At 41.3% G+C, this 23,875-nt stretch carries 20 protein-coding genes; 8 read left to right on the forward strand and 12 right to left on the reverse strand.

Translation table 11 applies throughout. The features are described from left to right. The 4 genes from QE417_RS03555 (at position 1) to QE417_RS03570 (ending at position 2,118) form a co-directional block, all read left to right on the forward strand. Complete coding sequence (locus QE417_RS03555) at positions 1-417, forward strand: response regulator (RefSeq protein ID WP_311947556.1); 417 nt, start codon at positions 1-3, stop codon at positions 415-417. Positions 418-458: 41 nt separating this feature from the next. After that, positions 459-887 carry a hypothetical protein gene (locus QE417_RS03560; protein ID WP_311947557.1) on the forward strand — a complete coding sequence of 143 codons (429 nt, stop codon included), beginning with the start codon at positions 459-461 and terminating at the stop codon, positions 885-887. Positions 888-896: 9 nt separating this feature from the next. Next, positions 897-1,280, forward strand: coding sequence for a helix-turn-helix domain-containing protein (locus tag QE417_RS03565; RefSeq protein WP_311947558.1), 384 nt, complete (start codon positions 897-899; stop codon positions 1,278-1,280). A 76-nt stretch (positions 1,281-1,356) separates the two neighbouring features. After that, positions 1,357-2,118 (forward strand): SDR family NAD(P)-dependent oxidoreductase, encoded by a 762-nt coding sequence (locus QE417_RS03570; protein WP_311947559.1) that lies wholly within the window; start codon positions 1,357-1,359, stop codon positions 2,116-2,118. Between the two features lie 598 nt (positions 2,119-2,716). On the opposite strand, the gene QE417_RS03575 is transcribed toward QE417_RS03570, so the two are convergent. The 11 genes from QE417_RS03575 to QE417_RS03625 form a co-directional block, all read right to left on the reverse strand. Then, positions 2,717-4,090 (reverse strand): lipopolysaccharide biosynthesis protein, encoded by a 1,374-nt coding sequence (locus QE417_RS03575; protein ID WP_311947560.1) that lies wholly within the window; start codon positions 4,088-4,090, stop codon positions 2,717-2,719. A gap of 34 nt (positions 4,091-4,124) precedes the next feature. Further along, positions 4,125-4,913, reverse strand: a complete 789-nt coding sequence (locus QE417_RS03580) for a glycosyltransferase family 2 protein (RefSeq protein ID WP_311947561.1) — start codon at positions 4,911-4,913, stop codon at positions 4,125-4,127. Positions 4,914-4,919: 6 nt separating this feature from the next. Further along, a complete protein-coding gene (locus QE417_RS03585) occupies positions 4,920-5,804 on the reverse strand; it encodes a glycosyltransferase family 8 protein (RefSeq protein WP_311947562.1) in 885 nt (294 codons plus the stop codon). Positions 5,805-5,943: 139 nt separating this feature from the next. Then, positions 5,944-6,396, reverse strand: a complete 453-nt coding sequence (locus QE417_RS03590) for a 3-oxoacyl-ACP synthase (protein WP_311947563.1) — start codon at positions 6,394-6,396, stop codon at positions 5,944-5,946. A 66-nt stretch (positions 6,397-6,462) separates the two neighbouring features. Continuing rightward, the gene (locus QE417_RS03595; RefSeq protein WP_311947564.1) at positions 6,463-8,001 is read right to left on the reverse strand and encodes an alpha-N-arabinofuranosidase; all 1,539 of its coding nucleotides are present in this window, start codon (positions 7,999-8,001) and stop codon (positions 6,463-6,465) included. 215 nt (positions 8,002-8,216) lie between these two features. Continuing rightward, on the reverse strand, positions 8,217-10,586 hold the full coding sequence (locus QE417_RS03600; protein ID WP_311947565.1) for an ABC transporter permease: 2,370 nt from the start codon (positions 10,584-10,586) through the stop codon (positions 8,217-8,219). A 126-nt stretch (positions 10,587-10,712) separates the two neighbouring features. After that, positions 10,713-13,136, reverse strand: coding sequence for an ABC transporter permease (locus tag QE417_RS03605; protein WP_311947566.1), 2,424 nt, complete (start codon positions 13,134-13,136; stop codon positions 10,713-10,715). 103 nt (positions 13,137-13,239) lie between these two features. Continuing rightward, positions 13,240-15,594: an ABC transporter permease gene (locus QE417_RS03610; RefSeq protein ID WP_311947567.1), complete on the reverse strand. Its 2,355-nt coding sequence runs from the start codon at positions 15,592-15,594 to the stop codon at positions 13,240-13,242. A gap of 25 nt (positions 15,595-15,619) precedes the next feature. Next, the gene (locus tag QE417_RS03615) at positions 15,620-16,186 is read right to left on the reverse strand and encodes a hypothetical protein (protein ID WP_311947568.1); all 567 of its coding nucleotides are present in this window, start codon (positions 16,184-16,186) and stop codon (positions 15,620-15,622) included. Positions 16,187-16,259: 73 nt separating this feature from the next. After that, positions 16,260-16,937 carry an ABC transporter ATP-binding protein gene (locus tag QE417_RS03620; protein ID WP_311947569.1) on the reverse strand — a complete coding sequence of 226 codons (678 nt, stop codon included), beginning with the start codon at positions 16,935-16,937 and terminating at the stop codon, positions 16,260-16,262. Positions 16,938-17,082: 145 nt separating this feature from the next. Beyond that, complete coding sequence (locus QE417_RS03625; RefSeq protein ID WP_311947570.1) at positions 17,083-18,333, reverse strand: efflux RND transporter periplasmic adaptor subunit; 1,251 nt, start codon at positions 18,331-18,333, stop codon at positions 17,083-17,085. A gap of 299 nt (positions 18,334-18,632) precedes the next feature. Between QE417_RS03625 and QE417_RS03630 the strand changes: the two genes are divergently transcribed. The 3 genes from QE417_RS03630 (at position 18,633) to QE417_RS03640 (ending at position 21,971) form a co-directional block, all read left to right on the forward strand. After that, on the forward strand, positions 18,633-19,988 hold the full coding sequence (locus QE417_RS03630) for a sigma-54-dependent transcriptional regulator (RefSeq protein WP_311947571.1): 1,356 nt from the start codon (positions 18,633-18,635) through the stop codon (positions 19,986-19,988). Further along, positions 19,978-21,321 (forward strand): sensor histidine kinase, encoded by a 1,344-nt coding sequence (locus QE417_RS03635; protein WP_311947572.1) that lies wholly within the window; start codon positions 19,978-19,980, stop codon positions 21,319-21,321. The genes QE417_RS03630 and QE417_RS03635 overlap by 11 nt, the downstream gene beginning before the upstream one ends. A 71-nt stretch (positions 21,322-21,392) precedes the next feature. Next, a complete protein-coding gene (locus QE417_RS03640; RefSeq protein WP_311947573.1) occupies positions 21,393-21,971 on the forward strand; it encodes a nitroreductase family protein in 579 nt (192 codons plus the stop codon). A gap of 10 nt (positions 21,972-21,981) precedes the next feature. On the opposite strand, the gene QE417_RS03645 is transcribed toward QE417_RS03640, so the two are convergent. After that, positions 21,982-22,722 carry a hypothetical protein gene (locus QE417_RS03645; RefSeq protein ID WP_311947574.1) on the reverse strand — a complete coding sequence of 247 codons (741 nt, stop codon included), beginning with the start codon at positions 22,720-22,722 and terminating at the stop codon, positions 21,982-21,984. Between the two features lie 220 nt (positions 22,723-22,942). Here QE417_RS03645 and QE417_RS03650 point away from each other — a divergent pair, with 220 nt between their 5' ends. Next, the gene (locus QE417_RS03650; protein WP_311947576.1) at positions 22,943-23,740 is read left to right on the forward strand and encodes a murein L,D-transpeptidase catalytic domain family protein; all 798 of its coding nucleotides are present in this window, start codon (positions 22,943-22,945) and stop codon (positions 23,738-23,740) included. Positions 23,741-23,875 lie beyond the last annotated feature (135 nt).

The following is a 23,875-nucleotide window of genomic DNA, read 5'->3' on the forward strand; positions in this document are numbered from 1 at the left end:
ATGGGAGCGCCTGATATTATATATATTGAAGATAACATTGATTACATTGATGTTGTTGAGCGTGCTTTAAGCCAAATTGATAGCAAGACAATTTTACGTGTTTTTGAAAACGGCACACTTGCACTCACTGAATTAGGTACACTTGTGGAGAATAAAGTAAAACCACGCTTAATATTAATAGACTTAAACTTACCCGGACTTTCGGGGTTGGATTTATTGCGAAAAATAAAGGAAACACCAGTTCTCCGTTATGTACCTACGGTGATATTTTCTACATCTGATAATCCTAAAGATGTACGCATATCTTTAGCATCGGGTGCAAATGCCTACGTTGCAAAACCTTTGGGTTATAATGATTTAATTAAGTGCTTAAACAGCATGCATGAGTTTTGGCTTAAAACAACCCTTGTGGCCTGATATTCGCAAAACAAACTTTTTACTTTTAAGGTTTAGTGTTTATGAAAATCAAGCTTTTACTTACCGGATTCCTATTTTTAACTGCCTGCAAATCGCAAAAATCACCTTTAGATACCGGTTGCCCAACAGTAATGTGTACCGAAGAATTTAAGATGATTCCGGTTAAGCTCATTAGTAGTTCGGGAAAAAGTACCGACTTCAAATCTTACAAAATTATGGAGACGGCCAGCGGTAAAGAAATTAAACTGAATAATGATTTACCCAACACAGCCGATAATGCTAAGACACTTATTGTAGCCGATGACAGCCAATTACGTAACTTTACCGAAAAAGGTACCGACCTGCAATTGCTGATAACCCGCACCGACGATAAAATAGTAAAAGCGAATTATAAAATATCTGGCGGTAAATGTGCCTGCCATGTAGCCAAGTTAAATGGTCCCGACCAGGTTGATATTGATCAGCTGTAACTTACATTTATGCCTATACCTCAAAAGCTACTTACTCGCAAAGATGAGATAACCCGGGATTTTTTGCGGTTGTACGAAGATCATATTAACAAACTAATGAGTGGCGAGCACAACAAAAGGTACTCGGCCAAAACCTTTGCTAATTTGCTGTTTATCGATTCGCGCCATTTAACCAACACCCTAAAACTCACTACCGGCCGCTCTCCATGTGATTTTATGGAAGAGCGCATTATTGACGAAGCAAAAAAACTACTTGCCCAAACCAATTTATCGGTTGCGCAAATAGGTTACAAATTTGCGTACGAAGACCCGACTAATTTTACCAAGTTTTTTAAGATCATGACCGGCATTACGCCATTGCAATACCGCAAAAAACTCCAAACTGCCGCCTGATAAATTCTGAAGTGTTCACCTTTTTTGGGGCAACATTGGCCATAACTTTGTGTTATTAAACAAACAATAACCATCTATGGCACAAACTAAAATAGCCTTAGTAACCGGCGGTAGCCGCGGCTTAGGCAAAGACATGGCTTTAAGCCTTGCAAAAAAAGGATTAAACATCATACTCACTTACAACAGCAAAAAAGACGAAGCCGAAGAAACCGTAGCAGCAATTGAAGCTATTGGTCAAAAAGCAGCGGCCCTGCAACTTAACGTGGGCGACGCTAACAGCTTTGATGCATTTATTGAAGAGACAAAAAACGCGTTACAAAACACTTTCGGCACCGATAAACTTGACTATATTATTAATAACGCGGGTGTAGGCGTACATGCGTCTTTTGCCGAAACCACCGAAGAGCAGTTTGACATGCTGGTTAACATACATTTTAAAGGAGCATTCTTTTTAACGCAAAAGGTGTTGCCTGTTATGAATGATGGCGGCGGCATTGTAAACATTTCAACAGGTTTGGCACGTTTTAGCACGCCGGGTTATGCCGCTTATGCATCAATGAAAGGCGCTATTGAAACTCTTACCAAATACCAGGCTAAAGAACTGGGCGCGCGTGGTATAAGAGCCAATGTAGTAGCACCGGGCGCTATTGAAACCGATTTTGGCGGCGGCGTAGTACGCGATAATGCCGAGGTTAATAAAGGTATTGCTTCGGTTACTGCATTGGGCCGGGTGGGCCAGGCAGATGATATAGGCAGCGTAGTAGCATTCTTGTGTACTGATGATGCCAAATGGGTCAATGCTCAACGCATAGAGGCCTCGGGCGGTATGTTCTTATAATAAACAAAAAGAGAGCTTGTTTGCGGGAGGGCACTGAAAAAGTCCTATTAGTATTTGAGATTGAAAAAAGGCAAAAAAAAGTCGATTTGACGCCCTGAGAATTGTCTATACGAGTTGGATATCTGACTTGTCTTCCTACAAGCCAAAGAAAAAGGGTTGTGCATGAAATATGACACAACCCTTTTCTTTGGCCCGAATTTCGGGGACTTTTTCAGTGCCCTCGTTTGCGGTGGCCTCACTTTGTTATACAGAAGTATATAACATTACCTCTATATTTGATATTATTATTTCTAAATCAAATGCTTACATGGTAGCAATAACATACTTTGGCCTGATAGTAATTGTATTAGGTTTAGCCATGTTTATCATAGGCATAGGCACATTTACTTCTCGAGGGGAAATGAATTTTATCTTAAAAGAGTTTGGCGAGTTTTCATTCAGTTGGTGGTTTCAAACTATTATCATTGGGATTATAATAACTTTACTACCATACCTAATTAAACGTGTAGTAAAGCATGGCGGATAAAGAAACTAAATGCAGGTCCATTCAACTCTTCCATTGTAAAGCCCAAAAACGCTGAATAAAATCACAACTATACTACTCGGCTTTAGCCTCTTTCTTTTTAAACAACATGCTCCAGGTATCTTTTACAATCCAGGTTGTTTCTAACCAGCCAATTTTATACACATCCCACATCTGGAATTTTTCATATCGTTGCAGCCATTTGTAGCTGATGAACATGCCGGTTAAAATAGGTAGTAACGTACCAAATGCAACGCCATAAACATTACCAAACAGCCATATACCTACAATATCGCCTATAATATTGGCAGCAAGCATAAACACCAGCTTAACTGCATTTACCTGTGGTTGGTTGGTTGCATCTAAAGCCAAAGCCATAAAACGCTCTATAGGGTAAAGCAAGGCAAACGACATGAAGATGCGCAATATGTTGGCGGCTTCGGTAGTCAAATATTCCTTATCTACTATCCAAATACCCACCTCGGCAAATAGCAATGAACCAGCAACCACAGGTATCATCAATATGGTAAGCAAACCCGAATATTTTTTAATGAGATAAATAACGTGGTACTTATTATTTTGATTATGAGCGGCCGATAAGGGCGGCATAATGGTTGCTGCAAAGCTTCGCAACGGAATCTCTATCAATTCCGTTAAGCGTAAACCAAGATTGTAAACCGCAATGGCAGCATCGCCTTTAGCCCCCAGCATAATCTTAATAATATAATTATCGGAGTTACGGAACATGCTGCTACCCAGCGAGGTACCCACGCTGTATTTTCCAAATGCGAACAGCGCTTTAACGGTTTGGGTACTCTTTTTCCAAAATGTATTAATGCGCGACCAACCCAGCACAATAGTCATTAAACTCGTAACTCCACCTGCTGTAAAGCCCGTGTAAATTACATTCATTAAATTAATGTTTTTGGTAATGATGAGGGTTAATACCAAGGTAATAGATAATGAAGTACTCACCGAACGAATGATGAGCAACCTGTCGAAACGGGCTTCGGCCTGGGCAACACAGCTGGCAATAAATGAGGGCAATGTAATAACAAACACCAGCCCAAACCAGGTGATTACCAGGTCAGTACCCAAATCGGGCACATGGTACGGAATTGCCAGATATATGAGGTTAACCGCTATAAATACCAACGTTACCAACGACGATAAAAACCAGGCCGATCCGGCTACCTCGGCCGAGCGGTCTTTAGATGTACCTGCGTAAGAAGTAATAAAAGCCGTGGTAATTAAACCCGCCCTGAAAGTATCAACCAAACCAATGGTTCCCTGGAAAAAGAACCACACTCCCATTTTATCTTTAGGCAGATAATTGAACAATATGGCAACTTGTACCATATTTAAAACCGACATAATTGCATTGCCTACAAGGTTTACAATATGCGGGTTTTTGAGTTTTTCTAAAATCTGCTTAATCTTATCTAACATCTACGAGAGTTTTGGCCATTAAAACGCGATTGGCTTACTGTTTTAGTTTGTTATACTTAAGCGTGCTGTTAACAACCTTGCCCTTAAGGTAAAGGCTGCGCGCCATTTTAATAATAATTGAATTGCTGAGTTTCCACTTGCTGCGCACCATGGTATTAGGCTCAAGAGCGCCATGCTCATGTAAAAACAGGTCGGGCCCTTGAAACATGAGTGCTTTGCCGCCTTTGGTTAAAAAGTTCATGCACATGGCGTATTCAGTTGGGTCGCCTCGCTGGCCTTCAACATAACGGCCAAATTTCTCTAAAAAAATGCTGCGGCGCAGGTGCGGATGATCTGAATACAAGCGGAATTTTAAATGATTTAAATACCACAATTCGGGCTTGAACAGCATTTTCGAATAGCCAAATTTATAATCTTTCAGGTACGGAAACGGTGCCCACGGGAAGGTATAGAACCTGATGAGGTCCCACTCTTCGGTATCCATCAGCTTTACGGCATTCATAAAGTTGGGTGCAAAATCGGGTGTGGGCTCAAAATCCTCCTGTACGTACAGCGTATATTGGGTTTTTACCGCATCCTGCCCCTTATTTATATTGTTGCCCAAACCTTTGTTAACAGGCGTGGTAATAAGCCTGAACTTGTAATGAGTTTGCAACAGCTTAATATAGTCGAGGTGTTCGGGGCGGCTACCATCATCGCTTATTACCACCTCCTCAAATTCGAGATCTTCTTCGGCGCAGCGTTTAAGCAAATGCTCTAACGATTTACTGCGGTTATAATGCGTAATTAAAAGGGTTACCCGGTCAAATTTATGTGCAGCCATGTATATTTAACCGGTTATTTTTCTGATGAAACGTTTAACCATACGTACACGGCGGGTAAGTGCTCCTACGAATTTAAAATTCTTCCACTCCGTTTTATTAAGGTAATCAAAGAATATATCGCGGTACTTTTGGCTGTAGGTGTAGTTAGTGTAAATTGGTTTGTTGCCAATGTAGTGCAGTAATTTAGCACCCGGTTTTTCATTATCAACCAAATGGTTCCATTCAGGGTCTAACGCTAACCAGCGGTTGGCTAAAACGGCATTCAAACAATATTGATCGCCATAAACAATATGTTTTTGGTATTTCACTGCAGCATCAAGTGCTTTGGTGCATACGTCAAACTCATTCCATTTTTCAAGGTTGATGAGCAGTAAACCAGCATTCAGGTACTTATCTTCAGATTGATAGCCCAGCTCCTGCCAGTTACGCACGCCTCCGCCCCATGAACAGCCCAGGGTTTTAATGCCCGGGTCTTGCACGGCGGCTATAATGTTATCGCCAAAATCAATATCCCAAAGTTCGGCAATGTTGCCCAGCACTACCATGTCCGAATCAAGGTATAATACACGCTCGGTACCCTCGGGAATGAACGTGTGCACAAACAGGCGGAAAAATGTGGTTACTGGTAAAGCGGCATTGTTAAAATATGGAATGGTTATCTTTCCCACTACATCTTTAACCAACAGGAATTTCATTGTTATCTCATCGGTGCCGATTGACCGGATGAGTTTTTGACGGTTAGCGGCGCTTATGCCATCGTCAATAATGTAAATATCTTTTTGTGAACCGGCCGAGTTTATCTCTAACGATTTAATAGAGGCTGCCAGCAACGGAACAAAGTTGTTATCGCAGGCATAAACTACGCTCAAGCGCCTATCGGTACTTATCATATATGGGCTTCGGGTATAGTGTTGCTAAAAATACAGTTATTAAATACAATTTTTTTATTTGTCTTATACGTAATCTTTAACCCGATGGTTATTTAAAAATCAAATTTCAATTACGTGGTATACCTCCTGCACTAAGCCTTTACAATACTTCCTCAATGTTATAAGTTTTCCCGTTTAAAACAAAGCTATCGGCCGTTTTGCAGCCTTTTAATTTTACTCCAATTGGTGATGCAGGCGATACCGCAAAGTATGACTTGCCATTAAGCGTAAGTGTGCCTGCACTTATTGATAAATAAAACAGGCCGTTATCGCTAATTACCAAGCTGCCCGGAACTGCTATATCTGATTGTACGTTGGTGCCTAATTGGTTCAATGCAACCATTAGCTTATTGGCTTCATTTAGTTGCGCCAAATTGCGGTTGGTTTCCTGCTGGGCCATTTCGCGGCCGGTTTCATATTTATCGCCAGCGCTGCTTTTAGTATCATCGTTGGTGGCTTGCTGGGCCTCGTTAATAGCCTGTTGTGCGGCATCCATGCGCTGCTGCACGTAGTTTACGCAAAGTTGGTGTAATTGCTTTTTAATATCGCTCATATATAAAACAAAGCCCTGTTTGAAAAAATATATTCAAACAGGGCTTAAGGCAAATGTAATAGTATTTTAGTTGAGCTCCAACGCTACAATTGATTTGGCCGGTAAATTAACCACCAGCTTGTCGCCGTCTTTTTTAGCATCACTAAATGCTTTAAGCGCAATAGCTCCGGGCTTGGTGAAAGTATTCACGTCGGCCACGCCGGACGAGGTTAACACCTGCCCTTTTACTGCTTTCCACACCATATCTTTCAATTCGATGCTTACGCTGATACTGTTTTTGGCATCCAGATTTACCAAGGTGATGTGAATTTTACCGGTTTTATCTTTTGAAGCCGATACGTTTACCGCCGGTATTTTTTCGCCATCAAATTCATAATCGGGTGTGTTAAGCTTTAAAGATAAATACTGCGCATCCTGGTGCACTTTATACATATCAAAAACGTGGTAAGTAGGCGTTAGTATCATCTTTTCCTTATCGGTTAAAATGAGTGCCTGCAGTACGTTTACACATTGTGCCAGTTCGGCCATTTTTACACGGTCGCAGTGGTTGTTGAAGATATTGAGCGTGGTACCCGCCACCAGTGCATCGCGTAAGCTGTTTTGCTGGTACAAGAAACCCGGATTCGTTCCCGGCTCCACATCGGTCCATACGCCCCACTCGTCAACCACCAGGGCAACACGTTTTTTAGGGTCGTACTTATCCATAATGGCCGAGTGCTTATTTACCAAATCCTCCATTTTAAGGGAGTTTTTAAGCGTTGCAAAGTATTCCTTTTCGCCAAAACCGGTTGCCGGTCCTTTTTTGCTCCAATTATTGGTTGGCAGTGTGTAGTAGTGTAATGATACGCCCCACATGTTGCGTGCGCCAATATTTTTCATTAACACTTCGGTCCAGTTATAATCACCCGCGTTTGCGCCACTGGCAATTTTCTTAAGCTTGGCATTTGGGTAATCACGCGCATACGTTGAGTAACGGCGATACTCTCCCGCATAATATTCGGGCGTCATGTTACCACCACAACCCCAGCTTTCGTTACCTACGCCAAAAAACTCTACATTATAGGCTTTAGGGTGACCATTGATTGCGCGTTCGCGGGTTAGCGGACTTGCGCCATCAAAATTCAGGTATTCCACCCATTTCGACATTTCTTCGACGGTACCGCTGCCCACGTTGGCCGATACATAAGGTGCAGTACCCAGTAGATCGCACAATTGCAAAAACTCGTGGGTACCAAAGCTATTGTCTTCTACTACGCCGCCCCAGTTGGTGTTTACCATTTTAGGCCGCTTATCGCGCGGACCAATACCATCGCGCCAATGATATTCATCGGCAAAACAGCCGCCAGGCCAGCGCAGGTTAGGAATTTTGATTTTTTTCAGCGCATTTACTACATCCAGGCGTATACGGTCTTGCTTTTGAACCGGCAGAGATTTATCCACCCAAAAACCGCCGTAAATACCACGCCCCAGGTGCTCGGCAAACTGCCCGTAAATGTGGCGACTAATGGTGTCTTTCGAATCGTTACTGAAAGTAACGCTCGCTGTTTTTTGGGCGTAACTATTAAAAGTTAAGCCGGCTAAGAGGATTAATAAAGATCTTTTCAAGGTATTATCGGTTTACAATTGTCAGGTTTACAATTATAAATTTATTTACCGTGCCTTGCAAGAAAAAACTGCATAATATTATCTTAATCCTTGCACATATTACCTTCGGAGTAAAGGCAAAAGGTTAAGGGTGAAAGGAAAACATTTGTCCTTATGCCTTTCATATCTAATCGCAAAGCACCTTTCGCCTTTATCCTTTTAGCTTTACCCTAAAACTATTCGCTTCGCAAACTCTTAACCGGGTTAGCAATAGCTGCCTTGATTGACTGAAAACTTACTGTTAGTAGCGCAATAATTATGGCACCTAAACCAGCCAGTGCAAAAATCCACCACTCTACCTCAATGCGGTAGGCATAATCGCGAAGCCAATGGTTCATGGCATACCAGGCTATTGGTGTTGCAATTATGATAGACGCTAACACCAGTTTAAGAAAATCCTTAGACAATAATGTTGTTATGCTTAATACGGATGCTCCCAAAACTTTACGTACACCAATTTCTTTGGTGCGGCTTGCGGCCATGTAAGCAGCCAAACCAAACAAACCTAAGCATGATATAATGATGGTTAGTATTGCAAAAGCCCCGGCAAGATTAGCGGTGCGCACCTGTTCCCTGAATTTATACTGGTAATCTTTGTCAACAAATAACGGGTTGAATGGAAACGAAGGATTGTATTTTTTGAATACAGATTCTATTATTTTAAGCGAGGTGTTTAAAGGCTGATTTTTATTAAGCCGGATGTTAATCACATTACTCCATTTTTGAGCCGGGCCCATTATCACCATCGGTTCAATTGGCTCATAGGGCGATCCCCATATAAAATCCTTGATCACTCCTACCACATGCCATTTAATAAAGTCTTTATCAATAATTTGCCCTATTGGGTTTTTGGCATTTATAATTTTAGCAGCCGATTCGTTAAGTAAGCAAGCGGTAGAATCGGTGGGAAACAGCTCCGGGTTAATATCACGTCCCTGCACTAATTTAACATCAAGTACTTTGGCAAAGTTGCCCTTTGTTGCCATTTGATCAAATACTATTTTGGCACCTGCAGGCTTACCTGCCCAGTTTAATCCCCACGAATTTGCACTCGATGATACAAAACTACCGCTGGTAACACTCACTACCCTGGCAGCCCCGCTGGCTAAAAGTTCACGTTTTATGAGTTCCTGATTTTTTTCTATATCGCCGGTAAAGTAGCTGTATAGCAGATTGTTTTTTTCATAACCACTATCACGATCTTGTGCATATTGTATTTGGCGGCGTATAACTATGGTGCTGATAATCATTACAACCGCAAAAGTAAATTGAGTTATTACCAGTAATTTACGCGGTGTTACCACTGCACTCACTGCCACAAATGTTCCTTTTAAAACTTGTACAGGCTTAAATGATGATAAATAGAATGCAGGATAGCACCCGGCCAGTATACCAGTAAATAAAATAAAACCCGATAACACCATCCAAAATGCCGGATCTGCATATGATATGTTTAGCTCTAAACTTACCAGCATATTAAAATATGGCAAAGCAAACCCGGTAAGTACAAGTGCAAATACGCCGGCAATAAATGATATAATTATTGATTCGAGTAAGAATTGCCCTACAAGCGATTGCTTAAGCGCACCCATAGCTTTGCGTATGCCCACCTCTTTTGCCCGTTTTTCGCTACGGGCGGTGCTAAGGTTCATGAAATTAATACAGGCAATTAGCAAGATAAAGCCTGCCACTATTGCAAATAGCTTTACTACATCTGCCCGCCCACCAGTGGGTATACCGTTTTTAAAAGTATTATGAAGATAATAGTCACCAAATGGATGTAAAAACACTTGATTATCCTCGCCACCATTGGTATGGCGAATGGTAATATTTTTGATCTTCTTATTAACCTTGTTTAGGTCAGCATTTGGTTTTAATTCAATAAACGTGCGGTAGCTATTATTGCCCCAGTTTTGCTCATCGGCACTAAACTGCACCCTGAAAAGTGACCATGGAGTTATGTAATCGCAGTTAAAACGGGTATTTGAAGGAAAGTTTTTAAGTACCCCACTTACTGTAAGATCATACTTATTATCGTACTTAATAATTTTGCCCATAGCTTTAGCACTGCTGCCAAACATTTTTTTAGCAAAACCCTCGGTAATAATAATTTTATACGGGCTATTTAAAGCGCTAACCACATCTCCTGCCAACAAAGGAAAACTAAACATTTTCAGGAAATCGGCATCTGCATCAAAGCCATTAGCCTCTAACTTTTTTTCACTATAGCTTATAAGATGCGTGTCAGTGTAATCAACTCTAACACTATATTTTACTTCTGGAAATTCCTGTTTAAGGGCAGGCCCCAACGCGGCTGGTGTTGTAGACCAGCAACTTAACTCACCATCAAAAACAGATTTATTGTAAGCTATGTACAAATTATCAATTCGCTCATGAAAGCGATCAAAACCTAATTCATGCTTTATCCATAACCCAATAAGCATGGCTGCTGTCATGCCAATAGCTAAACCTGTTATGTTAATAAATGAAAAACCTTTACTGTTAAGTAAGCTTCTCCAGGCAATTTTGATGTAGTTTTTTAACATAGTAGTGAGTGGTGAATTGCGAGTGGTGAGCGGTTGGGTAATTTGTAAATGTTATTTATGGATTAAGCGTCGCTGTATATTGTTCACTACTATCCATTCACAACTCACAAATTACTACTCACTTTCCTATTCGCTTCGTAAACTTTTAACCGGGTTAGCTAACGCTGCCTTTACCGATTGAAAACTGATAGTGATAAAAGCCAGCAGTATAGCCATTAAAGTTGCCAGTACAAACACCCACCATTGTATAGTAATACGGTAGGCAAAGCCTTGCAGCCAGTTATCCATAAGCCACCAAGAAACCGGCACGGCAATAACGGCGGCCAGCAATACGAGCTTAATAAAATCTCGCGATAGCAGGAGCACAATACCTGATACATTGGCACCCAATACCTTGCGTATGCCAATTTCTTTGGTGCGTTGAATAACGATCATGATTGATATGGCCAGCAAGCCAATACATGATATAACGATAGCCAAGATAGCCCCGCTCACAAAAATGTTCGACAGGCGGCGTTCGTTCTGATACTGGCGTTCGGTGTTCTCATTTAACCACGAGCCGGTAAACTCGGCGGTAGGAAACTGGCGTTTCCAGCTTTGTTTGATCTGGTCATAGGCATGCAATAAACTGCCGGGTTTTACCTTTACAAATACATAGTTAACCTCGTATTCTTTGCGCATGAGCAGCGATACCGGCTCAATTTTATCATGTAATGATTTAAAGTTGTAATCTTTAACAATACCAATAACTTGCGATTTGTATTCAGGGTACATCGGTATAAATTTACCAATGAGGTTTTTGCCGCCCAGGCTACGGGCCATGGCCTCATTAATAACCACAGCCGTACTATCGCCCGGAAATTGAGAGCTGAAATCGCGGCCATCAACCAGTTTCAGGTCGAGCGTTTTAACATAATCATAATTAACGCGATGAACATTGGTTCGTATTTCTTTACCATCCATATCAAAGCCCAGTACCGAAAAACGGCTTGAACCATCATTCCCCATGCCCATATTCATGAATGAACCCGTTACGGCAACCACCTGGTTGTTATTGCGTAATTCATTGCGCATAATTTGCAAAGTTTTGTCGCCGTTTAAGCCACGGCTTACCGGTATGCTCAACACCTCGGCTTTGTTATAGCCCAGCGGTTTATTGCTTAGGTAATTAATTTGCTGCCAGGTAACTATGGTGCATATAATTAGCAAGGTTGACAGCGTGAATTGTACAACCAGTAAAGTATTACGCAGCTTACCCGGTTTAGCAGTGTTGCCCATGTTCCCTTTCAGTACTGCAACGGTTTTGTAGCGCATCATCATTAATGCCGGATAAAAGCCCGCCAAAGCGGTTATCAATAAAAATACAACCAATATGCCTAACAAATGCATAGGCTCAAACAGCATTGACAAAGTAATGCGGCTTTTAAACATGGCCTTAAACGGACTGATAATTAAAGCGCACAATGCCAAACCAATAAAGGTTGAAGCTAGGCACACCATAACGGTTTCGGTCCAGAATTGGGTGAGCAGCTGCCATTTACCGGCACCTAAGGTTTTACGTACCCCCACCTCTCGTGCACGGGTAAAACCACGGGCTACCGAAAGATTGATGAAGTTGATACATGCGATAATTAAAATAAAACAGGCAATAGCCAGCAAACTGAGCACATAGATTTTACTTACCGGATTACCTTCTACCGAGCTAAATCCGTTGCTAAAGTGTGTGCCGGCAAACGGGGTTACATGTAAGCTTAGCAAACTACCGTTTTCATCGGGTTTGGCACCATCGCGTTTTAACAGGTCAATGTCGCCTTTATAATGTGCTTCAACAAATGGCTTGAGTTGTTTAGGGAATGTATTTGCATTGTATCCATCTTTAAACTGTACAAATGCCAGGTGCGACCAGTTATCCCATTTATTAATGCCGCTTTTGTAATTGGGGAAATGCTCAAAACGGACCAGCACATCAAAGTAGATGCTCGAGTTGCCGGGAATATCTTTTAGCACACCCGAGACCTGGAAAGGCACTTGCTCCTCCCCTAATGTAAACAGGATAGTTTTGTTTAAGGCCGGCTCATTGCCAAAGAGTGCCTTAGCCGTACTTTCGGTAATTACAACATTATTCAATCCGTTAAAAACTGAATTGACATTACCTTGTAGCAATGGAAAGGTGAACATTCTCAGGAAATCGGCATCCACATAATGAACATCTTTTTCAAGTTCTTTGTTACCATATTTAATAAGTGCAGCACCGTTTGCACTGCGGGTTATGTATTTAATATCACCGTATTCTGATTTTAACGCCGGGGCTAATGGCACAGGCATGGCTGTCGATTTTTCGGTGCCGGTTACACGATTGGTAACGCTATAGATCTGCTGTATCTTATCAATATTTGCATGAAATTGATCATACGAAAACTCATAAAACACGGTCATGAATATGAGTGCGCAGCAAGCTACCGCAACCGATAAGCCTAACAGGTTCATGAAATTAAAAACGCGGCCTTTCCAAAGGTTGCGCCAGGCAGTTTTTATGTAGTTTTTTATCATAATACTTTAGTTGAATGTTGTTGGTTGGGTGTTGTCAGACGGTACATTTGTTACGAACATAAATTACACACAACCCGCAACCGACAACACACAACCCATTTTACTATTCGCTTCGTAAACTTTTAACCGGGTTGGCAATGGCGGCCCGTATGGCCTGGAAACTTACCGTGGCCAGTGCAATAAATATGGTAATTAAGCCGGCTGCTATAAATGTTTCAATGCCGATGGTTATGCGGTAATCATAAGAACTTAACCACTCGCTCATGGTATACCAGGCTATTGGTGTAGCAATTAAAAAGGAAATAATAACCAGTGCCAGAAAATCGCGAGAGAGCAGGGCGGTAATACGGGTAACCGATGCGCCGAGTACCTTACGCACGCCTACTTCTTTAATACGGTTTTGAGCCATATAAGTAGCCAAACCAAATAAGCCAAGGCACGATATAAATATGGTTAAGCCGGCAAATAAACTGGCCAGCGTGCCTATACGCTGTTCGCTTTTAAATTTGGTTGAGTAATCTTCGTCAACAAAATTGTAATCAAAAGGATAGTCGGGGTTGTATTTTTTAAATATCTGTTCAATAGTTTTAAGGTTAGCTTCGGTGCTGTGTGCACTGTTTAAACGGTAATGTATAACACTAAACCACCAGCCAGGCCCCTGTATTATCATGGGTTTTTGTTTCTCGTAAGGCGAACCTAAAATAAAGTCTTTAATTTCTCCCACTATGGTCAGCGTTCGTTCATCCCTTTTAACTATTTCGCCTACCGGATTTTTAAAGCCCATTGCTTTGGCTGCACTTTCGTTCACCATTATGGCCGATGAATCGGTTGGATAACTTTTTGGGTCAATGTCTCGGCCAGCAATTATTTTTACACCAACAGTTTTGGCAAAATCACCATCAACGTTAAATACGTCAAAGTCAATCTTGCTTCCCGGAGCCTTGCCACGCCAATCAAAGCCCCAACTATCTGACCATCCTTGCGTAATAGGAGCACTTGTTTTGGTAACCGAAGTAACCGCACCGCTGCTCATCATTTCATTACGAATGATTTGGTAGTGTTTAGATACATCGCCCGTAAAAACGGTGAACACCAGTTTATCGCTTTTATACCCCACTTCGCGGTCGTTGGCGTGTTGTATTTGCTTTCTGATTACAATAGTGCAAATAATGAGAATGATGGCAAAGGTAAATTGAGTTACCACTAAGACCTTACGCGGAGTAACCAGGGCATTAGCCGCTTTGTAAGTGCCTTTTAAAACGCTCACCGGTTTAAACGACGACAGGAAGAACGCCGGATAACTACCAGCCACCAAACCTGTAAACAAAATAAAACCTAATGAAATAAGCCAAAAAGCAACATTGTCATACGGGATATGTAACTCTTTACTGGTCAGCTCATTAAAACTGCTTAAGGATAGCTGTACAATTATAATAGCCAGCACACCTGCTATAAATGAAATAAATACAGATTCGCCTATGAACTGGGCAACGAGTAATTGTTTGGGGGCACCGGCTACTTTACGTATGCCCACCTCTTTGGCGCGTTTTTCGCTGCGGGCAGTGCTCAGGTTCATAAAATTTATGCAGGCAATGAGCAATATAAAAGCCGCAATTACTGCAAATATGCGCACGGTGCTTATTAAGCCTCCTGTGTTTACCCCATTCTCAAACTTTGAGTACAGGTGCCACTTGTTTGCCGGATACAAAAAAACATCAATATCCTTAACGTCAGAGTGCGAACGGGTAATGTTTTTAATTTTTGCATTTATGGCCGCCTCGGTAACATTGGGCTTAACCAGCACATAGGTTTTTACCGAGTTGTTGCCCCACCATTGATCATCTTGTCCGATGGTTTTAAGGTACGACCATGGCATGAGGTATTCAAACTTAAAGCGAGTATTAGCAGGTAAATCTTTAATAAGCGCGGTAACTTTAAAATGGGCATTGCTATCAATCCTGATGATCTTGCCCATCGGGTCTTCGTTACCAAACAGCTTAACAGCAAGTTTTTCAGTTATGGCAATGCCAGATGTGGAAGAAAGTGCTGTTTTTGGATTCCCCTTTACCAGCGGAAAGCTGAACATGTTAAAAAAGCCAGGGTCGGCATGGTAGCCATGTACATTGAGGTGCTTGTTACCTACGGTAAATAAGTAGTTGGCATCATTAATACGGGTAGCATCTTCCACTTCGGGGTAAGCGGCCTTCATGGTAGGGGCCATAATTTTAGGCGTGGTTTGCCAGGCCCATATTTCTTTTTCAACCTTTGAGCGGTTGTAAGTAAGGTATAAACGATCCTGTTTATCAAAAAAACGATCAAAGGTCACTTCATCCTGAATCCAGAATAAAATGATAGCTGCACTGGCCATACCAACGGCCAAACCTGCAATATTAATAAACGTAAAACCTTTGTTTTTCAAAAGGTTACGCCACGCTATCTTAAAATAGTTTTTAATCATGATAAAGGATGTTATTTAGGCTTACTTAATTACCCAGGTATATTTTAACTTTCTCGCTGATGCCTAACGAGTCGGTTATACTTTTAATCATATCGTTTTTTTCTTTGGCCGATTTACCTTTTACATCGAGTATGCGCTCGAATTTTACAGGCTTATCGTTGAGAGTGCCTTTAAATTTGATGTACATGCTTTCGCCGTCGTCATTTATGCTCGATTTAATATCGCGGTGCTCATAAATTTTAGTTCCACGAGTTTTCGGTGCGTCCGGGGCATCAGGTGCCGAAAAGGCATAAACGGTGCGGTTTGTGGCCGGAGGGGTTGGAGGGGTTGTAGGTGTTGGTTGATGACTGCTTTTAATGCCTAACGAATCTGTAATACGTTTGGTTAGGGCATCTTTTTCGGCAGTGCTCATCCCTTTTACATTGAATTTATTGCTGTAATTAACCGAACGGCCATTAACATCGCCGGATATTTTTACACTCATGGTTTTACCATCGTCGTGTACGCTCTCGCTCAAGCTTTCTTTGCTGCTCTTTTGAGCCATTGCAGTAAGGCAGACTGTTGAAAAAAGAATAGTGATCAGGGTTTTCATAATTTTAAAATGTTAAGAGTAAAACTTTTTACAAGACACCATAAAATGGAGATCGTTGCGGGGAGTGACATTTTTACATCATGATATTTTCCATAACTGTATGCCCATCCAACAAGCGAATAATGCGATGGCTGTAACGGGCATCGTGCTCAGAGTGGGTCACCATAATAATGGTAGTGCCTTGCTCATTTAAATCGGTTAGCAGTTCCATTACCTCATTACCATTGCTGCTATCAAGATTACCGGTAGGCTCATCGGCCAGTATCAATTTGGGTTTGTTTACTACCGCACGTGCAATAGCTACACGCTGCTGCTGGCCGCCCGATAGCTGTTGCGGATAGTGGTTACGGCGATGCATGATCTGCATTTTAGTTAACACCTCTTCTACCCTTGTTTTGCGCTCGGCTGTGCTTACGCCCGTGTATATTAAAGGGAGTTCCACGTTTTCAAAAACCGTGAGCTCATCAATAAGATTAAAGCTCTGAAACACGAAACCAATGTTGTGCTTACGCAAATCGGCACGTTTACGCTCATTAAAATGGGCCACCTCAGTACCATTAAACAGGTAACTTCCGCCATCCGGGTCATCCAACAAACCCAAAATATTTAACAAAGTTGATTTACCACAGCCCGATGGTCCCATAATGGCCACAAACTCGCCCGTATTAATTTCAATGTTAAGCTTGTTAAGCGCAACGGTTTCTACCTCTTCAGTACGGTAAAATTTTTCCAGATTTGTAATTTTTATCATAGATCTCCCCTGTTTTAATTGTGATACCTCCCCAACCCCTCCAAAGGAGGGGCTTTAAAAGCCGATTATTTTTATGTTCTTAATATCTGTTTTATCTAATACCAAACTCTTGTCTTGATTCTTGGTTCTTGACTCTCGCCCCTCTCTATTTTAAAACCAATTCCTGCATATCGCCATAAGTATCGTAGCTGGATGTTACCACCTTGTCACCCGGTTTTAAGCCCTGCATCACTTCATAGTAATCTGGATTTTGGCGACCAAGTTGTATATCAATTTTATAGGCGGTTTTGCCATCTTCGCTCAGTTTAAATATCCAGTTGCCACCGGTTTGCTGGTAAAATCCACCTTTGGGCACCATTACGGCTTGTGTTTCATCGCTCAGGGCAAGGCGTATCTGTAAGCTTTGTCCGCGGCGAATATCTTTAGGCATAGCGCCCACAAACTGCATATCAACCTGGAAACGGCCATTAGCCACCTGCGTAAATACTTTTTTAATTTTCAACTTGTATGTTTTATCACCCAGGGTAAACTCACCGGTTTGGCCGTTAAACACACGGGTAATGTAATGCTCATCAACATCAACCCTAACTTTAAAGCCCGATAATACATCTATTTGGCCCAAACGGCCTCCTTTTTGTTTGCTTTGGCCAATCTCGGCATCCAATGAGGTTAACTGACCATCAACCGGTGCACGTACAATTAAATCGCCTACCTTTTTGCGCATCAGCTCTAAAGTACCTTTCATGTGCGCATATGAGTCTTTTGATTGCTTGGTTTGCTGATTTACCGCGGTTGAGTCCTGATTTAATATTTGCGTGGTTAAGCGTTTGCGGCGTACAGCGTACAAGTAGTCATTTTCCGATTTCTGGTATTCCTGTAAACCTATAGCTTTTTGATCGTACAGTTTTTTGTTAAGTTTATATATACGGTCAGCTTCTTTAAGGCTGCTTTCTACCTCGGCCATTTGGTTCAGTTTACTGATGGTATTTTGACGGGCATTATCATGCGAAATTTGCATTTGGGTAAGCACGTTAAACACGGCAGTTTCTTCATTAGCCAGGCTAAGTTCCAAATCGGTATTGGCCAGTTTTAAAATGGGCTCACCTTTTTTCATGGTGGCACCATCTTCCACAAAAAGCTTTTCAACGCGGCCACCTTCTACGGCATCTAAATATATAGTAGTGATAGGCATCACAATACCGTTTAAAGGTATAATTTCCTGAAACGAGCCTTTACTAACCTCGCTTATAGTAATGCGCTCGGTATCTACATTAAGCTTGCTCTTGCCCGATGTAAAATATATGCTTCCGGCAACCAATGCAACTATGGCGGTTATGCCCGCAATGGTCATCACCCGTTTACTGTTCCACGTTTTTTTCTCAATTATTCTGTCCACGTAAAGTATAATGTTTTACTGATAATATATAAACCTTGTGCCATTATAAAAAACACTGATTTTCAACACATTAAACAATTTGTTAAGCAATTTGCGTACGCTTGTGTTACAACAAGTGTGCGGTTATGATACAATGTAAAAAACATGAACAAATAGAATGGCTTTGATTAACAAATAGTTATATTTTTGGATACTGAATTGCCTATTTTGATGCGTTAACGCACTTTTACAGTGTATGCATTACATTAAAGCTAAATTGGTTAATATTACAAACTTGATCCTTAACATTATTTCCGCTCATGATATTAAAAAAAGCAACAGTATTGGTTGTTGACGATGATACCGACGTGCTAACCGCAGTTAAGCTTTTGCTTAAAACCGAGGTGCATGAAATTATTACCGAAAAGAATCCTGAAAACATAAACTCCATATTAACCCGTAACCAAATTGACTTGGTGCTGCTGGATATGAATTTTAACAGTACCATGAATACCGGTAACGAGGGTATTTACTGGCTGCGTAAAATTAAAGAGTGGAAACCTAATGTTTGCGTAATAATGATCACGGCCTACGGTCATATTGATTTGGCCGTACGCTCGCTTAAAGAAGGTGCTAACGATTTTGTAGTAAAACCATGGCACAACGAACGCCTGATAGAAACCATAACCGACCTGTTAGACAAGCAGGAAGGCCCTAAAAAACCAAAAATAGTAAAAAACAATGCAGGAGGCACCGAGATATTGGGCGAATCGGAAGCCATGCAGGATATATTTTACAAAGTAAATAAGATCGCCCCTACCGATGCTAATATTTTGATTTTGGGCGAAAACGGAACGGGTAAAGACTTGATGGCAAAAGCTATTCACGAGCGTTCGTTACGGGCAAATAAGCCTTTTATTAAGGTTGACGTTGGTGCCCTTACCGATACGCTGTTTGAGAGCGAACTCTTCGGCCATAAAAAAGGTGCCTTTACCGATGCGCGCGAAGATCGCATGGGCCGCTTTGAAGAAGCCGAGGGTGGAACACTGTTTTTAGATGAGATTGGAAATATCTCCCTTCAGCAACAGGCCAAGCTGCTTACCGTACTGCAAAACCGGCAGGTAACCCGTTTGGGAAACAATAAACCGGTAGATATAAATATCCGCCTAATTTGTGCTACCAACGTGCCGTTGCAGGAATTGGCCAACGAAAACAAATTTCGTAAGGATTTGATATATCGCATTAATACCGTTGAAATAACCATGCCTGCACTGCGCCGCCGCATTACCGATGTGCCTGTACTTGCCCGTCATTTTGCTAAAATGTATGCGGCCAAGTATATGAAACCATCGGTTGATTTTAGTGCGCAGGCTATTAATAGATTGCAATCATATAGTTTTCCGGGTAATGTGCGCGAGTTACAGTATACCATTGAGCGCGCCGTAATTATGGCCGATGATACCACCCTGCAACCCGACGACCTTATATTTTCTTCGCTCGAAACGAACATACCGGCAGTTGCCGAATCGGAAGATAATGTGCCTTTGAGCGAAATGGAAAAGAATGCCATTCTACGCGTTATCGAAAAACATAATGGTAATATAACCCGTGCCGCCAAAGAACTCGGGCTAACCCGTACCGCCCTATACCGCCGATTAAATAAGTATGATATTTAAACGCTACGAGTGGCAGCTATTGCTGCGCGTGTTCATCTTGTTTGCCTTTTTATGCGGCGCTGCTTATGCTTTGGCCAATAAGCAATATGTCTATGCCATTGCATCTGCTCCTTTTATAATTTATGTAATTGCGAGCATTTTAAAGCAATATACTAAAGTGCAGCAAGAGGTTCAGGAGTTTGCCGAGGCTGCCCAATACCGCGATTTTTCGCGGCATTACGCTATTCAAAGTGCACCGGCCAACGTACAGGTACTGCGCAAAGGATTTAACGAGATTAATACCACCTTTAAAACCATCAATCGCGAACGCGAGACACAATACCACTACCTGCAAAAAATACTTGAACTGGTGGGTACCGGTATACTATCCTACGAACAAGAAACCGGCGATGTTGGCTGGATCAATGAGTCATTTAAAAACATCATTAATGTTCCGTATTTAAAAAGCATCCATTCGCTCGAAAAACGAAATGATGAACTTTATCAAGAGATCATTCGCCTTAAATCGGGCGGTAGTAAGGTAATCACTATTATTAAAGACCAGCAAAGGGTTAAACTTCAATTAATGGCGAGTGTGCTGCGCAGCGAGGACAAAATATATAAATTGGTTGCTTTTCAAAACGTGAGCGATGCCATGGACGAGTCGGAGTCAAACGCATGGTCGAAGCTTTTGAACGTAATGACGCATGAGATCATGAACTCTGTTGCTCCAATTTCATCACTGGCCGATACGTTGAAAAATCGCCTCAAACGCCCCGATATTGCCAATAGTACCGCCGGCCATGATTTGGAGGATTTGGAACTTGGCATTGATACCATTAAACGCCGCAGCGAAGGCTTGCTCAAATTCACTGAGAGTTATCGCAGTTTAAATAAAATCACCAAGTTAGAGTTGCAAAGTGTGATGGTATATGATTTATTCGAGAACCTGAACACACTGATGTTGCCCACGCTCGACAAAAAGAACATTGAGCTTGATATCATATTGCGCGATTTGGGGATGACCATTGATGTGGACGTTAACCTGCTCGATCAGGTGCTCATCAACCTGCTGGTAAATGCTATTGAAGCCGTAAAAGACCAGGCCGAACCTATGATTTCTCTTTCTGCAGAGATAGTTAATAACAAAGCTGTATTAAAAGTTAGCGATAACGGATTGGGTATGTCTCCAGAGGTAATGGAGAAAATTTTCATCCCGTTTTTTAGCACCCGCAAAACAGGTAGCGGTATAGGTTTGAGCTTGTGTAAGCAAATTATGCTGATGCACAAGGGTAACATTCAGGTACAGAGTACCGAGGGCGTGGGTACGGTGTTTATACTGCAATTCAACTAAAGGTCAAATAAAAATAAGGTAAGGCATTTTGCATTTAATCCCCTACTTTTGGCGCAAAATCACACTAAAACATGAGCGAACAAAATTTCACTACCATAGCCGAAAACATTAAAACCCGCCGCACTATTAAGCCGGGTATGATGAACGGACAGAAGATACCGAACGGACAAGTTGCTGCCTTATTAGAACTTGCAGATTGGGCTCCTACCCACGCATTTACCGAGCCATGGCGCTTTGTAGTTTACGAAGATCCTAAAGTTTTTTGCGCACAACACGCCGAAATTTATAAAGACGGCGCCGGTGAAAACTTTAATCCTGCTACTTATAACAACCTTGCAAACATGGGTGCCAATGTATCGCACGTGGTAATAGCTTACATGCACCGCAGCGAATTATCGAAAATACCTGTTGTTGAAGAAGTTGCCGCAGCATCATGTGCTATTCAAAACATTTTGTTAGGAGCCCATTCCTTAAACATAGGTTCATTTTGGAGCACCGGTGGCGCTACCTTGAAGCCGGGCATGAAAGAGTTTTTAGGCTTGGGAGCAGAGGACCAGGTACTGGGCCTGCTTTACCTCGGTTACAGCGATGCCAAACCAGATGGTGTGCGTAAAACACCGCTTGAAGAGAAAGTTAAATGGGTGCAATAAGCATCCATTTTTACTTTTTAGCATTTTTCTTTGAAAAACCAAAGGTATATCCTATGCCTATATGTGTATTTAGCACATCATCACCTTTTAAAAACATATTTTGATAAGTATCGGCATGAGAGTATATCCCATACTGTATCTCAAACATCAATTTTTTATACCCCGCCCGCAATCCTACAAAAGGCTCGATAGTGCCTGTATTTCCAGGATTGATTCTGTAGTATTCTTCATTTGTGTAAAAGTTGCTTGTTGTAATTAACGAAGTCCTCAATCCGCCATATAAATTAAAACCACGAGAAATAAGGACGTTGAAATAAGGTTGTAAATATATACTCCTGTAGTCAATCTGCGTGGAGTTATAATTTGTTACTTGGCCATCAGTAGTAGTGCTGTTATCTCGGCTTTTCCCCCATTTATAGCCACCAGCAATAGCCCACTGCGTTTTTCGGTGTTTATAAATGTATCCGGCTCCTATTGAAGTTTGATGATGAACATGCCCATTAGTTTCATGTTTTTCCAGATTTGTGCTATATGTAGAACTGATAAAAATCCGATCAGATGCCATGTAAGCACCTTGTGCATTAAACGCCGACATACCCGTTAAAACATTTAAATGTAAATCACCCTTATCCTGTACAGCAGGCACATGATAGGGCGTTGGTACAATTAAAGGCGAACATGCTGAAAAGACGAAAAGTAAGGCAACATTATAAAATGCAAAGGGAAATAGACGGCGTATTCTTTTATTCATGTAATAAGTGCTATCGGCAATAATAAAAAATTATTACTGTTTACTAAGTAGCTTACATGTTATGTTTCTGTTAAAACAAATGATAGACGAATGACGTATAAATGAGTGTGCTATATTTAAATTTGTGATACTAATCACAAGAGAGTAATAAAAAACTTTAACTTAAGCCTGTTGACCTTTTGAACGTATTAAAAACATGATTAAAACAATCAACGGACATATGAAAAGAAAATTCTGGTTAGCAGCTACACTGTTGGTAATACTTAGCGGAGCTATTATTAGTTCGCGCTCGGCTACCGTAAAAAAAGCAAGTGTTGCTATTAAAAAAGAAACTGTAGCTCCGGTTGCGTCTGCTTTTGCAGGTTATGTAACTAATATTTACCAATTGGCCGGTTTAAAAACATCAGGTTTAGATTATGAGGTGTTTGAAAAAGCCCTCACCGGATATTACAATTTAAAGGAGAACAATAAACTGGCTAAAAACAGCCAAATTGTTACCGTGGTTGATTTTAATAAGGCCAGCACTGTAAAACGTATGTGGATTGTAGATTTGGCAAAAAAGCAATTATTGCTGAATACCTGGGTAGCACACGGACAAGGCAGTGGCGAATTGATGGCCACGCAGTTCTCTGATAAAAATGAATCACACCAAAGCAGTCTTGGTTTTTATGTAACTGATGATGTATATTACGGTAAACATGGTCGTTCATTAAAATTAGACGGCATGGACGCCGGCTTTAACAGCAATGCCCGTGCCCGTGCGGTAGTATTGCATGCTGCCGATTACGTATGCGAAAACACAATCAAACAATTAGGCCGTTTAGGTCGTAGCTATGGTTGCCCAGCAGTTTCTCCCGAGGTGTCAAACAAAATTATTGATTTGATAAAGGGCAAAAACATGATCTACATTAATGCTGATGTAAATGGCTACACCTCCAAGTATCTTAACGAAGATTTTCTTACAGAGTTTAATGCTCCCGCAGATAGCTCTGTGAGTTTGACTAAAAATACTCAATAACTGATAAAACATTAATTTATGCCCTTGCAAATCAATTGCAAGGGCTTTTTTACATTTATATTTGTGTGTAAACAGCAATAATGATGTTACATAAGGTATTATTGCTTTTTCGGTATCTAAACTGCTATATTAGCA

Source organism: Mucilaginibacter terrae, assembly GCF_031951985.1.
GTDB lineage: Bacteria > Bacteroidota > Bacteroidia > Sphingobacteriales > Sphingobacteriaceae > Mucilaginibacter > Mucilaginibacter terrae_A.

Bases quoted from the DNA above. Each gene is read 5' to 3' on its own strand.
- QE417_RS03555 (WP_311947556.1), top strand. From the start codon at position 1: ATGGGAGCGCCTGATATTATATATATTGAAGATAACATTGATTACATT.
- QE417_RS03560 (WP_311947557.1), top strand. From the start codon at position 459: ATGAAAATCAAGCTTTTACTTACCGGATTCCTATTTTTAACTGCCTGC.
- QE417_RS03565 (WP_311947558.1), top strand. From the start codon at position 897: ATGCCTATACCTCAAAAGCTACTTACTCGCAAAGATGAGATAACCCGG.
- QE417_RS03570 (WP_311947559.1), top strand. From the start codon at position 1,357: ATGGCACAAACTAAAATAGCCTTAGTAACCGGCGGTAGCCGCGGCTTA.
- QE417_RS03575 (WP_311947560.1), bottom strand. From the start codon at position 4,090: ATGTTAGATAAGATTAAGCAGATTTTAGAAAAACTCAAAAACCCGCAT.
- QE417_RS03580 (WP_311947561.1), bottom strand. From the start codon at position 4,913: ATGGCTGCACATAAATTTGACCGGGTAACCCTTTTAATTACGCATTAT.
- QE417_RS03585 (WP_311947562.1), bottom strand. From the start codon at position 5,804: ATGATAAGTACCGATAGGCGCTTGAGCGTAGTTTATGCCTGCGATAAC.
- QE417_RS03590 (WP_311947563.1), bottom strand. From the start codon at position 6,396: ATGAGCGATATTAAAAAGCAATTACACCAACTTTGCGTAAACTACGTG.
- QE417_RS03600 (WP_311947565.1), bottom strand. From the start codon at position 10,586: ATGTTAAAAAACTACATCAAAATTGCCTGGAGAAGCTTACTTAACAGT.
- QE417_RS03605 (WP_311947566.1), bottom strand. From the start codon at position 13,136: ATGATAAAAAACTACATAAAAACTGCCTGGCGCAACCTTTGGAAAGGC.
- QE417_RS03610 (WP_311947567.1), bottom strand. From the start codon at position 15,594: ATGATTAAAAACTATTTTAAGATAGCGTGGCGTAACCTTTTGAAAAAC.
- QE417_RS03615 (WP_311947568.1), bottom strand. From the start codon at position 16,186: ATGAAAACCCTGATCACTATTCTTTTTTCAACAGTCTGCCTTACTGCA.
- QE417_RS03620 (WP_311947569.1), bottom strand. From the start codon at position 16,937: ATGATAAAAATTACAAATCTGGAAAAATTTTACCGTACTGAAGAGGTA.
- QE417_RS03630 (WP_311947571.1), top strand. From the start codon at position 18,633: ATGATATTAAAAAAAGCAACAGTATTGGTTGTTGACGATGATACCGAC.
- QE417_RS03635 (WP_311947572.1), top strand. From the start codon at position 19,978: ATGATATTTAAACGCTACGAGTGGCAGCTATTGCTGCGCGTGTTCATC.
- QE417_RS03640 (WP_311947573.1), top strand. From the start codon at position 21,393: ATGAGCGAACAAAATTTCACTACCATAGCCGAAAACATTAAAACCCGC.
- QE417_RS03645 (WP_311947574.1), bottom strand. From the start codon at position 22,722: ATGAATAAAAGAATACGCCGTCTATTTCCCTTTGCATTTTATAATGTT.
- QE417_RS03650 (WP_311947576.1), top strand. From the start codon at position 22,943: ATGAAAAGAAAATTCTGGTTAGCAGCTACACTGTTGGTAATACTTAGC.